General features: G+C 55.5%; 12 protein-coding genes. 2 read left to right on the forward strand and 10 right to left on the reverse strand.

From position 1 onward, the window contains the following. Positions 1-178 precede the first annotated feature (178 nt). Together rpmF and HFP08_RS19560 are read right to left on the reverse strand one after the other, a co-directional pair. Positions 179-352: a 50S ribosomal protein L32 gene (gene rpmF / locus HFP08_RS19555; protein WP_015845071.1), complete on the reverse strand. Its 174-nt coding sequence runs from the start codon at positions 350-352 to the stop codon at positions 179-181. Between the two features lie 32 nt (positions 353-384). Continuing rightward, a complete protein-coding gene (locus HFP08_RS19560) occupies positions 385-909 on the reverse strand; it encodes a YceD family protein (RefSeq protein WP_168122288.1) in 525 nt (174 codons plus the stop codon). 129 nt (positions 910-1,038) lie between these two features. On the opposite strand from HFP08_RS19560, the gene HFP08_RS19565 reads away from it, so the two are divergent. After that, a complete protein-coding gene (locus tag HFP08_RS19565) occupies positions 1,039-2,283 on the forward strand; it encodes a nucleotidyltransferase (protein ID WP_168122289.1) in 1,245 nt (414 codons plus the stop codon). Here the strand turns inward: HFP08_RS19565 and HFP08_RS19570 are convergent. Next, entirely contained in the window at positions 2,280-3,050 is a 771-nt protein-coding gene (locus HFP08_RS19570) for a S16 family serine protease (RefSeq protein WP_168122290.1), read from the reverse strand. The genes HFP08_RS19565 and HFP08_RS19570 overlap by 4 nt on opposite strands. 110 nt (positions 3,051-3,160) lie before the next feature. On the opposite strand from HFP08_RS19570, the gene HFP08_RS19575 reads away from it, so the two are divergent. Next, positions 3,161-4,429 carry a nucleoside recognition domain-containing protein gene (locus tag HFP08_RS19575; protein WP_168122291.1) on the forward strand — a complete coding sequence of 423 codons (1,269 nt, stop codon included), beginning with the start codon at positions 3,161-3,163 and terminating at the stop codon, positions 4,427-4,429. Here the strand turns inward: HFP08_RS19575 and coaD are convergent. From coaD to HFP08_RS19610, 7 genes are all read right to left on the reverse strand, one after another. Continuing rightward, on the reverse strand, positions 4,426-5,001 hold the full coding sequence (gene coaD / locus HFP08_RS19580; RefSeq protein ID WP_168122292.1) for a pantetheine-phosphate adenylyltransferase: 576 nt from the start codon (positions 4,999-5,001) through the stop codon (positions 4,426-4,428). The genes HFP08_RS19575 and coaD overlap by 4 nt on opposite strands. Further along, positions 4,994-5,605 carry a 16S rRNA (guanine(966)-N(2))-methyltransferase RsmD gene (rsmD, locus tag HFP08_RS19585; RefSeq protein WP_277345869.1) on the reverse strand — a complete coding sequence of 204 codons (612 nt, stop codon included), beginning with the start codon at positions 5,603-5,605 and terminating at the stop codon, positions 4,994-4,996. Before rsmD ends, coaD begins: the two co-directional genes overlap by 8 nt. A gap of 520 nt (positions 5,606-6,125) precedes the next feature. Further along, on the reverse strand, positions 6,126-6,893 hold the full coding sequence (locus tag HFP08_RS19590) for a glucosamine-6-phosphate deaminase (RefSeq protein ID WP_168122294.1): 768 nt from the start codon (positions 6,891-6,893) through the stop codon (positions 6,126-6,128). Between the two features lie 49 nt (positions 6,894-6,942). Continuing rightward, on the reverse strand, positions 6,943-8,910 hold the full coding sequence (locus HFP08_RS19595) for an acetylxylan esterase (protein ID WP_168122295.1): 1,968 nt from the start codon (positions 8,908-8,910) through the stop codon (positions 6,943-6,945). After that, a complete protein-coding gene (locus HFP08_RS19600; RefSeq protein WP_168122296.1) occupies positions 8,900-10,132 on the reverse strand; it encodes a Gfo/Idh/MocA family protein in 1,233 nt (410 codons plus the stop codon). The genes HFP08_RS19595 and HFP08_RS19600 overlap by 11 nt, the downstream gene beginning before the upstream one ends. A gap of 30 nt (positions 10,133-10,162) precedes the next feature. After that, on the reverse strand, positions 10,163-11,017 hold the full coding sequence (locus HFP08_RS19605; protein WP_240941594.1) for a YitT family protein: 855 nt from the start codon (positions 11,015-11,017) through the stop codon (positions 10,163-10,165). A 4-nt stretch (positions 11,018-11,021) separates the two neighbouring features. Then, positions 11,022-13,976 (reverse strand): glycoside hydrolase family 2 protein, encoded by a 2,955-nt coding sequence (locus HFP08_RS19610; protein ID WP_168122298.1) that lies wholly within the window; start codon positions 13,974-13,976, stop codon positions 11,022-11,024. Positions 13,977-13,987 lie beyond the last annotated feature (11 nt).

Here is a 13,987-nt window from a genome sequence, read left to right on the forward strand (position 1 = left end):
AATTCCTTCAATCTTCTTATCACCTGGTACTAATTTTAGTATATGAAAAAACGTATCCAAACGCAATGAAATGCATGGAATCGGCTCATTGCATTCGAATAGCGCAGTTCTGTTCTCATGGTCTTGAACTTAAAATAGCACTCCACCGCAAGATGAAGTGCTATCGATGAAATCACCATTATTGAGAAATGATCTCTTTTGTTTTGTAATAACCACATACTTTACATACATGGTGACCCAGTTTAAGCTCTCCGCATTGCTCGCATTTCACCATGCCCGGCACCGCCAGCTTGAAATGAGTGCGACGCTTGTCGCGGCGTGTCTTGGATGTTCTACGTTGAGGTACTGCCATCTATCCCACCTCCTTCACAAAATCAATGAATGCTACTCCTTGAAAAAATCCTTCAACGCCGCAAATCGGACATCGACTCGCTCGTTGTTGCATCCGCAGGCTTTCTCATTGAGATTCTGCCCGCAGGTTTGACATAATCCCTTGCAATTCTGATCGCAGAGCGGCGCGAAAGGCATGAACAATTGAAGCGCTTCTTCCAGATAAGGCAACAAGTTCAACCGATCTCCCGCTACTTCGACAAAATCATTATCCGCTTCCGCTTCCTCCGCTTCACCGTCCGTCTCTTCCTTGGCGGCGGGCGCGAATTGCTCGAAGAAAGGAATGGACACGCGTTCCTTCACAGGCTCCAAACAACGGGAGCAGGCCAGTTCCAGATCAGCGGTCAGCATGCCTTCCGCCGTTATATATCCTTCATGTCCCGTAACCTCCAGCGATACATGCAGAGGCCCAGAATGATAAACGTCCCCTCGTCCTTTGAACAGATCGCTGACATCCAGCTTCTCGTTAAGGGTCGCCTTCAGCCCTTTGTTCATCATCTCTTGCATTCTAAACTGCATTTAATCACCCCAAACAAACAAAGATTATTATATCTATTCATGAAGCGGTTTGTCAACAATTTCATGCGGGCATCGTCAGAGATATGATATAGTAATGCCAGCAGAAAATTCAAGAGGGGAAGGAAGCCTATGCGCGCTGTCGGCGTCATCGTCGAATATAATCCATTCCATAACGGACATTACTATCATTTGCAGCAATCTCGCAAAATAACAGAAGCTGAAGCCGTCGTCGCCGTTATGAGCGGCCATTTCCTCCAGCGCGGCGAGCCCGCCATGGCGGACAAATGGACAAGAACGCGCATGGCGCTCGCCGGAGGCTGCGATCTTGTTATCGAGCTTCCGGTCGCTTATGCGACGCAGGCCGCCGAGTGGTTCGCCTACGGCGCCGTATCGCTGCTGGAGGCGACGGGCGCGGTTGATTCATTCTGCTTCGGAACCGAAAGCGGGGAGCTGGCTCCGCTGCAGATCGCCGCCAAGCTGCTGGCGAAGGAGCCTCCCGCCTTTCAAGCGCTGCTCAGAGAGCAGCTTGAGACGGGCGGCAGCTATCCGAGCGCGTACAGCTCGGCCGTCGCTTCTTTCCTTAAGGATTCCGGCGCGGAAGAAGCCTCCGGATTTCCGTTCGATAGGCCGAACCATACGCTCGGCTTGCATTATTTGCTCGCGCATGAACGCATCGGGAGCGTCATGCGGCCGTACACCATCGCCAGGGAAAAGTCGCAATACAATCAGCAGACGATTACCGATGGACGCATCGCTAGCGCGACAGCTCTTCGAAAGCTGCTGTTCGAGGAGCAGTCGCTGGAGGAGCTGTTCAGCTTCGTGCCGGATAGCACCGCGCGCATCCTGTCGCAGAGCTGGTCGGAGGGCTGGCGTCCGGCAAGCTGGCCCTCCTTCATGAAGCCGCTGCTGCATCGCTTGTTATCATGCAAGCCGTCCGAGCTTGCAGACCATTATGAGATAGCCGAGGGACTCGAGCATCGCATTCTGAACGCTCTCCCTCAGCTGGAGCAGCTTCAGTTCGAGCCGCTGCTTGCCATGCTGAAGACCAAGCGCTATACGCGCACGAAGCTTCAGCGCGCCTTAACATCCGTTCTTCTCGGCCACCTCAAGTCCGATTTCACGAGAGAGAAGCTTGCCGCCGGTGTTCAATACATCAGAGTGCTCGGCTTCACGGAGAGGGGGCAAGCGCTGCTGAAGCGCATGCGAAGCACCGCATCTCTTCCCATCTTGCTCAGCGCGGCAAGAGCGCCCGAGCCTTATCGTTATCTGGAGCTGGACACGCGGGCAAGCAATCTCTACATACTCGGCAGACCGGGCTCTTGCGAGGCTTCCCAGTTGTTCCGAGATTTCCGCGACGCACCGATCCGAATCTAATGCGTCTCCGCGAAGGAAGCGATCGCAGCAATCGCTTCCTTCAAGCTTCCAACGCCAACGATCTTCATCGAGGAGCCGATCGCCTTCGCTTCCTTCCGCGCTGCCTTCTCATTCTCCTTTGGCACAAGAAAGAGCTGCGCGCCTTCCTCGCTTGTGCTTACTACCTTCTGTTTAATGCCGCCGATTGCTCCAACCCTGCCCTCCGTCGTTATCGTACCGGTTGCCGCTATTCGCTCTCCGGCCGTCATATCCCCCTCCGTCAGCAAATCCACGGCGGCCAGCGCGAACACCAGCCCTGCGGACGGACCGCCAATCTCGCCGGCAGAGATCGAGATTGTTTGCTCCGTTTGCTCGGGAGTTACCTTCCCTTGCACGATTGAATAAGAGATTCCGACATAGCGGTAAGCCGCTTCCACAGCCTCGCTCTGCGACTCCTTCATTACTTCCGATACCCGCTCGGCATATTGCTGCTGCGACAAGCCTTGGAAGACATCCTTCCTGCGATACACATCCACCTTGGAATCAAAAGCGGCTTTGAGCGCCCCCCATACATTCGTATCCGTCAGCTTAACCGCAGTGAGCAGCCATTTCCCTTCGCTTTGTACGTCTTCTCCGTCTTGCATGGCAATCATTCCGTTCACCGGAGCCGCAATGCCCGGCTTATAGAGCACAAGCGGGGTCGGCGCATAGAGCAGCAGCCACATCAAGAATGCGGTAAGCGCGGCTGACAGCAACGATCTCCGTGCAACCAGCGTCCCCTCCTTCAATGCCCATCCCTCCGTTTCAGCCCAATTGATCTGGACTGGTCTAACTCCGCTCCCCTTTGCGTACTATGGAACGATAAGGATTGTCCATGAACGCCGAGGAGCTGAAGCGCATGACCAAATCCGTTCTGCTTGCTTTTTGTTCGATCCTCATGGTTATTGCTATCATCCTGCAGCCAGACATCGCCTTCAAAGCCTCGCTGCAGGGCTTGAACCTATGGTGGAATATCGTCTTTCCCGGCTTGCTTCCTTTCCTGGTGCTGTACGAAATCATGCTCGCCTTCGGACTCGTGCACGGGCTGGGCGCGTTGACGAGGCCTGTCATGGGTCGCTTGTTCAAGCTGCCCGGAGAGGGCGCTGCGGCGATAGCCGTCGGCTGGCTAGGAGGATATCCCGCCGGGGCCGAAGCGGTATCCTCGCTGCGCAAGCGGGAGCTAGTGTCCCGCGAACAGGGCCAAAGCCTGCTTGCTCTCTCGCATATGCCGAGTCCAATGTTCATGCTCGTTATCATCCCCGCCGGCTTTCTGCATAAGCCGATTGTCGGCCTTATCATCGCTTCCGCAGTGTGGTTATCGGCAGCATGGCTGATGCTCTTGAATCGTTTGTTTCTGGCCAAAACAAAAAAAAAACCTCCTCAGACAGAGCATATCCCGGCCTCTGCCTCGGAAACGCCCGGCGAACCCGATCACGCAAGCCGTCGCTCGAAGAATCGACTCGAGCTTCTGACCGGAGCCGGCAAAGCGATGCAAGCAGGCCGGGAAGCAGACGGCCGCAGCTTCGGCAAGGTGCTGGGCGATTCCGTCTCCGAGAGCGTGCAGAAGCTTATGCTCATCGGCGGCTTCATGATCTTCGCGTCTCTGCTCGCCAAGCTTGCCGAGCCATTGTTCGCGCATCTGCTGCATCGAAGCAGCTACGAGCTAATCTCCGCCTCGCTTGTGGAGAGCCACCTCGGCGCTTATGCGGCTTCGGTAATGAACGCTCCCGGCGTTAATCTTGTTCTCATCTGCTCGTCAATCGCAGCCGTCCTGGCATGGAGTGGTTTCAGCGGCGCGCTTCAGGTCGGTTACGCCATCTCGGGCACCGATCTGCGGCTGCTGCCTTTCATCGTCTTCCGTTTGAATCATGCCATGCATGCTTTCGCTGCTACGATTCTGCTTTGGAAGCCGATGAACGCTTTCATGGTTTGGCTGAGCGATCAAGCGGCGCCTTCCTTCGCGGGCGCGCCTCTTCAATCCGCGCGCCTGGCCGACTCCTTGCTTGGCGCCGCGGGCGGAGGCCTGTTGCCGACTTTATGGCTGTTTTCAATCAGTGCAGCGGCCATTCTAGCCGCGCCTGCCGCTCTACTTGCCTTAGGCGCTGCACTGCGGAGCGGCCGCCGTTAATTTCTGCCGTGCTTCTCCGCGTATTTCGCCTTCAACGCATGCTCCACCTCTGGCGGAACCAGCACGCTCACATCGCCGTCAAACATCGCGATCTCCTTCACGATACTCGAGCTTAAGTACGAAAATTTCGGGTTAGTCATCATAAACATCGTATCAATATCCTGATCAAGCAAATGATTCGTAGACGCCAGCGTCAGCTCGTATTCGAAGTCCGTCACTGAACGGATGCCGCGGATGATCACATCCGCCTGCTTCGAACGCATGTACCGCACCAGCAAATCGCGAAAGCTGTCGATTTCCACATTTTCGATATCCTGCGTCACTTCTCTCAGCAGTTCCTTGCGCTCGTCGACCGTGAACATCGGGTTCTTGCTCGTATTGTTAAGCACCGCAACGACCAATCGGTCGAACTGCTTCGCGGAACGTTGAATAATATCCAAATGCCCATAAGTGACCGGATCGAAGCTGCCCGGATACACCGCGATCCTCTCTTTCTTGAACACCAAAGCCGGCTGATGCGTTTCATTCACGCCTTCGTTCTCATTTTTGTCCTCTTCATTCCTGTCAAGCATCGGTCTCTCCCCTATTCGGACGTTCCTCTAATTCAAAATGATATATCGAAACGGCGATATCGCCATACTTGGCTGATCTCATTAAAGTAAAAGGCCCGTCAAGCTCGCCGTACTCATGCTTCGCGTCATGCTCGACGACAATCGCGGCTCCGTCCTCCAGCATATCTTGTCTGGACAATTCGGCCATAACCGCATCCATCGTCTTCAACCGATACGGAGGATCAAGGAACACGTACGAAAATCGGATGCCGCGCTTTGCCAGCGCCTTGAGCGCGCGTTCCGCATCATTGCGATAGATTTCTGAAGCCTCCTCCGCTCCCGCAGCCTGTACATTCGCTCGAATGACCGCTATGCTGGCCTGCTCTCTGTCTACGAAGACGACCTTTTCCGCCCCTCTGCTCCAGGCTTCAAGACCCAGACCGCCCGTTCCGGCGAACAAATCAAGCGCTGCGCCTCCGTCGAAATAAGGACCGATCATGCTGAAAATCGCTTCCTTTACTTTATCCGTCGTCGGCCTCGTCTGATTTCCCGGCACAGCCTTCAGCATGCGTCCCTTTGCTACGCCTGCAATCACTCTCACCGCTTTTTCCCCTTTCCAACTCAGTCCCGCCTATCGTACCATATAATGCTGCTTTGAAGGAAGATGAACGACTCGTTTGCTTTTCATTAAGCAGATCCCTCTTTTCTTCATCATCAAAAAAAGTTCAGGCGTATGTATAATCTCCACGAAAGCGGACATCCTAAATTCATCGGCGTCGAAAGATGCCGTAGACAACCGCGGAGAAGACTTACGTTTCCCCATAAGCTCTTCATCCGGTTTCTCCTCTCCCATGAAAAGGAGCCCTAGCGATAGGGCTCCGATTTTTGTTGATTTTATGCGGTTTGTGATTCACCTTCGTTTTCCTTCTAAGACAAAAGCCCTCTTCTCACGCGAAAGGGCCATAAATTCACCAGGCCATTTTCGAAACTTATGGAGAGCGTAGTACGCATAGTTTGTGTCGCTACCGCCCTCCCGAATCAGTTTTTCACCTCTTCAACCAGCGTCTTCATAGCTCCGATAATTTCAAGAAACCAGCTATTTTTCACTTCTCCCATAAGAACACATGCGTATGATCATTTCGTCTCTATGACTCTACATCAATGTCATCGCTGGCTGCCCCTGTCAGCTCCAACCTTGAAGCCGAAGCGGCATCGAGGCATAACGTCCAATCTCCATGCGTCTTCAAAATAGTCGCAGGAACGAGATTCGACACTGCTTCTGTCATCGTCAGATGGATCGCCTCCGCCTTCACGCTGTGCGGCACACAGGATATTATCGTTCGACTGCTCATCAGTTGCCGTACAGACATCGTGATCGCCTGCTTCGGCACATCGTCAAGCAACGGGAACCAGCCTTCTCTGACCTGCTGCTGCTTGCAAGCCTCATCAAGATCGACAACCATGTACGGAGCTTGGGTTTCGAAGTCGGCCGGAGGATCATTGAAGGCAATATGAGCGTTCTCGCCGATGCCAATCAAAGCCAGATCAATCGGCGCTCTGGCGATTTCCCTGTTCAGCTCCGCGACATGAGCCGCTATATCCCCTTCTCCATTCACCAAATACTGCTTCCCTGCCGAGACTTGATCCAGAAGCCTCTCCTTGAGATAGCGGCGGAAGCTCGCCGGATGCTCCAAGGGCAATCCCACATACTCGTCAAGATGGAACACCTCGACCTTCGACCAATCAATGGCCTGCTTCGCAAAAGCATCGAAGAACTCGAATTGCGATTGGCCCGTCGACAGCGCCAGTCGGCATTTTCCTTGCTCCTCTACATAACGACGAATCACCTCGCTTGCCAGCTTCGCCGCAAACTCTCCCAGCGCAACAGGATGCTCAAAAACATGTACGTTCATGCTCCCACTCTCCTTTCTTCTCGCGAACGAACATTGCTACACAACGTCTTCAGAGCTCGACGGGTACGCAGCCCCAATTCCGAAGCTCCGGCAAATCGAAATAGCGCAAATGCCCCGGCAAAATAATGCCCATTATATTCCGGGCATCATAATGCTCCGACATCACCCATTCGCTCGTGCTATGCAACGGCTTCTCCCATCGCATAGACTGAACGCGGTCGGTCAACGCCGACGCCAAATAAGCGTACATGCCTTCCCGACCATTGGCGTAGAGGCTTACGGCATCCGGATTCACAAACGGAAGCTGCTTAATCGCCTCGAAAGCTCTCCATACATCGTAGGTTCGCAGCGCCGCCAAGCTGTCTCCGAGCCAAAACAAATCCGTGGACAGCTTATGAATCGCCTCGTAAAAATCCAGCGGATCTCCCTCGCCAAAGGCATACGGCGCCAATTTCCCCGATCCGGATACATCCAGAACCATGACGCATCGTCCCGCTGCGCAGGTCTCGCGTATCCAATGCCAATGCTCCTGCAAGCGATTCGTTCCTTCCTCCCACACCGCAATCGTGATTGGCAGCCTTTCTTCGGCAAGCTTCGCAGCCCGTATCAGAAAGGCATGGTTGAACAGATTGCGCTGCGACCGCCACATGGCGCTGTACACTTCCATTTCGCAGACATTTCCTCTTGTCATATCCAATCTCGGATGAAGCTCGCAGGGAAGTCTTCCTCCGCATACCGCATGCCTCAACCATTCGATTGCCGCGGTTTTGCGATCCTCCTGCCTTTGCTCGTCCCCCGCCTGCAAAATTTCGGACGCCCTCTGCCTGATTTCCTTATGAAGAGTCATGGCCGTTTCATTCTCCGAGGCCTCCAACAGCGCTTGGCCGCCGGGACAGCAATGCAAGCTCTCCGGCTTATGCAGACGCACCGGCCAATCAATTAGCCCCTTCTTCCCGAGAAAATGATGAGCGAAAAAGCCGGCCGCCTTATGCGCCATCCGCTCCGAATATTTATGCGTAACCGCGTCCACGAACAGCTCCAACCCGTCTAATTCGCCCGACATCTCCCAGAAACGGCGAGTTCGTTCCACGGCGGAGCGCGTTCCCTCAATCGGGAAGAAATCGTAAGCGGCGGCCAATACAAGAACGGGTCTTGGGACCATGCTGATCAGAATATCCTCATGATCCAGTCCGTCCAGCGTGAATCCGGGCCATATTTGCTCGGCATCCTGCGGAATTCCCGCATATAAGAAGGATTCGCGGCTCATAATGAAGGTACAAGGAGCCGCAGCGGCAATTCTATTATCAGCCATCATCAGCATAGCGGTTTGCGTGCCGCCGCCCGAATTGCCGGTAACTCCGATCCGACTCGAGTCCACCTCGGAACGCTGCTCGAGATAGTCGATCGCGCGCATGGCATCGTGGAGGAAGTATCTGGCCAGACTGTCTCCAATCGGCAAGCACTGGCTCCCCGCATAATCATGCTCGCGCACTCCCGCCCCGATTAACGAACGCCCTGTAAGACGCGACGGATATTGCAATCTCTCTCCCTGTCCGGGAGGGTCCATGGCGAGCACCGCCAGACCGGATTGCGCCAGTATCTGGCATACTCTCTGATACTCCTCCGTTGTCTTTGCCGCATCATGATGACCGCACAGAAACAGAACGGCCGGACAAGGCTTCTTCGCCTTCAATGGAACATAGAGGTTACAGGTCACTTTCACATTCGGGCGGGATTCGAAGCTTATATTCTCGATGCGAAAGCTCTCATGGTCGATGCTGCTTGAAATGACCGGCTTCAAGTCCGAAATCGCCTCCGGCAATCCTCCTATGGCTTGCATAAATCTTTCTTTAATATAGAGCTGTCTTCGCTTTAATTCCTCGGGATTCTTCAACTCGTCGCGCATTCGGTCGCCGCGCCGGAATGCCTCTCGGGAACGACGGTAAACGAAGCTGCTCAATTGGCGGCGCACATCATAGAGATGCAGCCTGGCTTTCTCCAGCTCTTTAACGTTCAATCGACTGCCCTCCTCCCATAAGCTCGCCGATTGTCACCGGACGACGCTCCGCAATCGAGATATTCGCCGCCGCTCCGATCAGCATGGACAAAGCGCCGGCCCTCGTCCCTGCTTGCTGGCCAAGAGGATCGGGAATCGCTTCTCCGAACAGCATGCTCCTTAGACGCTCGTCGCCGCCGGAGTGACTTCCTCCACTTACAGGTATGCGATGCAATGCTATTTCTCCGTCACGGTGATAAATCGCAATTTCACTGTAAGGCTCGCCGGTCCGACCGCCGCTATAGAATTGCTCCGCTTCCAATCTCCCGTCAACGCCGTGGATGACCAGCTTCCAGCCCTCATACGGACTATAAGCCGTCAAGGAATAGGTCAGAATCGCCTTCGAATCATATTGGACGCCAAGCGACATCGTATCGTAGATCGACGTGTCGTCGCTGAAGACGCATTGATCTCTGTAATAACCGTCCTCCGCTTCCGCATCCCTGTAATAGGAGGCGTTGAACGCATCCTTCGCAATGTCGAAATAAAACTCGCAGCGATTCCGATAGGAACAGCCCTGGCAACGTTCTCCGCGCTCCTCCCGCTTGGGACCGTAGAAGCCAAGCTCGCCCATTGCCGACACCTCGACCGGCTCTGCATCCAGCCACCAATTCACCAGATCGAAGTGATGCGTCGACTTGTGAACGAGCAAGCCTCCGCTATTGTCCATATGACGATGCCAGCGCCGGAAATAGTCGGCACCGTGCACGCGGTCCAAATGCCATTCCAAATTAACGCCGAGCACCCGACCGACGACTCCTTCCTTCAACAGCTTCTTGATTCCCGCCATATACGGCATGAAGCGGGCGTTGAACGTCACCGTTACCTGCCTGCCCGTTCTCCGTTCCGCCTCCAGGATTGCCTGAAGCTTACCCGCGTTTATCGTCAACGGCTTCTCCGAAATCACGTCGCAGCCTGCTTCCAGCGCGCGTATAATATAGTAATCATGCATACTGTCGATCGTGGCCACGATGACAACATCCGGCTTTGTCGCTTTCAGCATTTCATCCATATCCGGGAATACGGGAATCCCGCCGCATTCCCGGGAGAGCAGCTCCGCCCGATGGCGATTAAGATCATATACGCCCGCCAATCTCGCGAAATCCGCCCACTCGGCGAACAAGGGTCCGGCGAACATATGCCTCCCTCTTGCGCCCGCCCCAACAATGACGTACGTTCTCATGTTCTGTTCCCCCCGTTCCTTTCCAATCATTCAATGCGCCCGAAACCCCTCGCCTAGCACCTCTTGAACATCATGCACGATGAGGAACGCCTTCGGATCAAGCGCTTTTACCATCCGCTTGAATTGATGCACCTCCGAGCGGGATACGACGCAATAAACAACATCCATTTCGTTGCCCGTGAAGCCGCCCTTCGCCTTGTACAGCGTGAAGCCTCTTTCCGTTTCCTCCGTAATCCGTTCGGACAACAGCCCGGGAACTCTCGTGAATACCGTAATCGCTTTGGCCGAATAGGCTTCCTGCGTCACGAAATCGATCACCCTGGCCGTAATAAACACCATGACCAGCGTATAGAGCAGCTTATCCAGGGACACATAGAAGACGGAAAAACCGATAACCGCAATATCCATCGCAAGAATGACGTGACCATGCTTCCATCCGAACAAATGCTGCGTCAGCCGCGCGATCAGCGCCGATCCGCCTGTCGAGCCGCCGTATCTGAGCACGATGCCAAGTCCTGCGCCGGAGGTGACGCCGGCATACAGAGCCGTCAGCAAATCATCGTTGCCCGCACTCTCGATCAGCCCCTCGACATGAACCGCCTCGGCCAGCCAGAGGAACAGGGAAAAGGCTGCCGCCCCGACCAGCGTAAAGGCCGCTCCGTTCCTGCCGGTAAGTCTCCATGCCGCGAGGAACAGCGGAATATTGAATAGGGCGACGGTCAGCCAAGGCGGTACGTCCAAGCTGTATTTCAACAGCAAAGAAATGCCCGTGACTCCGCCCTCCATGAACGCATTGGGGATGACGAAATATTGCAGGGAAAACGCAAACAGCGCCGATCCCAGACTGATAAGCAAGCAATGCCCGATGAATTCCCGCTTCTTCACGCTTCTACTCCCCGTCTTCGCCGACCAGAATATATTCCACCGCATAATAAGCGTCTAGCGGAATATCGGGGCGGAAGGACTTCAGCTCATGCGCGATTTTCCCCGGAGGAATTCGCAATCCGGCATAGATTTGACGGGCCGCAACCTCGCCGTCCGGCTTCTTCACGACAATATGCAATTCACCTTGGAAGCCGTCGCCGACATTCATGACGACCGGTCGTATCTCATCTCCGGGGCCGTAGACGATATCCACGTCGCGGCTTCCCGCCAGCAGCTTCTGATAGCCCATGGCGACGGCATGGAATGCCATCTTCCCGTGACCGTAATAATCCGTCAGCGGCTTCATGTACGTGCCATTGTTGCCTCCGCCCCGCAGCGTGCACCAGGCGAAGCCGTCATAGCCAAGCCACCGCTTTTTGCGAATCGACTCGTAGGCGCTGAAGGCTTGCCAGGCCTGGCTCAGCTCCCATTCCTCGAATTCCAGCTCCCTGCCGATCGAGCCGGCGTCATGCTCCCACTCATAGGATTTGATGCGATATTCCGGCTTGCCGCGAAGCAGCCTCCAATTCGGCTGGGCCGTCGATTCCTCGTTTTCGAAATCGAAATAAGCTCTTTCCGCGCTGGCGAGGAAATCCGATTTGTAGCTCTCATGCCGCCAGCCGTCGTCGCCCTCCCATGCCGGCGGAAACGGCCAGCTTCGCAGCACGCTCCATTCCGCTCCGTATCCGGTCGCGTTGTCCATGCCTCCCCTTGTCAGGCCTGGCGCGGTCCACGCCGCAATCGGATGGACTCTTCTTCCGTCATGATCGAGCGTCCCATCATCGTTTCTCGGCTTCAACCGCACCAGATTGGAGGTAGGGCTGATCAGTCTGCTTGGATCCTCATGATGAATGGCCGCATATACCTCCTCAAACCAGGGCATGCCCGTTTCGAAGCTTTCGAACGAAGGATGATTGCTCGGCTGCCACATCGCGATGCTCGGATGGTTGCGAACCTGCCGCACATACTTGGGCAAGCCCTCCAAATCCAGCAGCCAGGGACTCGCATCCCTCACCCAGGCGGAGGTCGCCCACTGGAACATAATGCCGAGCTGATCGCCGAGCTCCGCGTATCTCGGATCGTTAATGCAGCCAAGCATGCTGTTATGATGACTCATACGCCCCGTGTTGCCGCCCAGCTTCTTCAGCATGAGAAGGTCGCGGACGATCCACTCTCCGGGACCGCAGCGATCCCATGCGGCGATCTTATCGATCGGATAGCGATAGCCGAATAGCAACGCGCCGTTCATCATCTCCGCCTTGCCGTTTACCCGGAATACGCCGCCCTCCTGACTTACCGTGCGAATGCCCGTCGTCATAACGCAGTCATCCACCATCCCGCCCGCAGCGTCTCTCAGCACTGCCGTCACCTTGTACAGCCGCGGCGAGTCCGGATGCCACAGCTTGGGCATGGGCACGCGCAGCGTCTTGTTCGTCCGCAAGCTTCTGCCCATCTCGACCGTCACTCCGAACGAGACGGACGCGGCAAGACAATCGCTCTCCTCGGGGAACCACTCTCTAAGCTCCAGCTCCAGCGTTCCATTCCACGCCAGCGCGTTCAGCGCCTCGCCCGATCTTCTTACGCGAAGATCGTTCTTCACCATAACCTCCGCGTGCAGAACGGCCATATCCTCATGAATCGACCGCGTATAGACAAACAAATCTTCAATATGGAACGCATTCGTCAGATCGAGTCTCATGCGTCCCGCGAACCAGCCCGTATGCCGATCGGAGGAGGTATGCCTCATCGAAATGTCGAATTGATGAGGATAGACGCGTACCGCGAGCTGATTGTCCTCACCCTCCAGGAGCAATTCCGTCACGTCGATCCGCTGCGGATGACGGTTGCGCAGCACGGTGACGACTTTCCCGTTCAGCCATATTTCCCCGCCCGGATCCAGACATTCCACATACAGGAACGCGCGCTCGAACGTCCCGGGGCGAACCGTTCTGCGAAGATACAGATCCTCTCCCGCGAACCGCTCTCCTCCATGCGGAAAGGGCAGCTCGGCAGATGCCCATTCCGCGTCGTTGTACCCCGCCGACGTCCACTCCCTCAAATCCGGGCAAACCCGGAAATCCTCGTCCAGGAACGTTCGAATGACGAACGGCACATCTCCGCCGCGGAAGCCGTCCTTCAACTCTTCGGGATGAAAGCCTGTGCCAAGCATGCTGTCGAGCTCCATCCCCCGATGCCCGGCGATGGTCAGCCTGCTCACGCTTCCCGTTTCAAGCGGCAGCTTGGCGAAATCAACGACTTGTCTGTCATTGGCGATCAGATTGAAGCCTCCAGAGGCCACATCCACCTCCAGACGGAAATCGATCCATTCATCCGCCTTGACCGTGCTGAGGCACTTTCGCTCTTCTTGCGGCGTCTTCGCGAATACTCGCCCGACTTCGTCGCAGCCGACCTCCAGCCCGTTGTTCAACAGCAGGCTCGCCTCGCGTCCCTTGGTTCTTAGCCGCCACTGCAGGTGAAAGCGCCAGCTTTGCTCCTCGAAGGAACAGCTCGCGGACGCGCCGTCCTCCGTCCATTGCAGTCTTCCCTCCCGGATACGGGTTCCGGGGATGGCTCCCCATGCCCGAAGCGCGGCCGCCCTCTTCTCTCGTTTCCCTTCATTCTGTCCTGTCCATAGCCAGTTCTCCAGCTCTATCGATTGTCTGAATGAGGGTGACGGCTGCTTCTTGATGCCTGTCCATGCCCGCTCCACCTCATCATCCGACACCGCCTTGCGATCCCACGCAGGATTGGCGAAGAACGTTCGCGCATAATCGGCGTATTGCCGCAAATAGCGCAGGCGCTCTTCGGTATTGAAAACAGCCGTCGGCCCCTTGAAATCTGTCTCCCCGTCTGCCGACGCGTCGCTGCTGAAGTATCGCAGCTCGAAGGATCGCGCCGCTTCTCTCTTCCCCTTCATCATTGTGCGTGTCC

This window comes from Paenibacillus sp. HB172176, from assembly GCF_011947265.1.
GTDB lineage: Bacteria > Bacillota > Bacilli > Paenibacillales > Paenibacillaceae > Pristimantibacillus.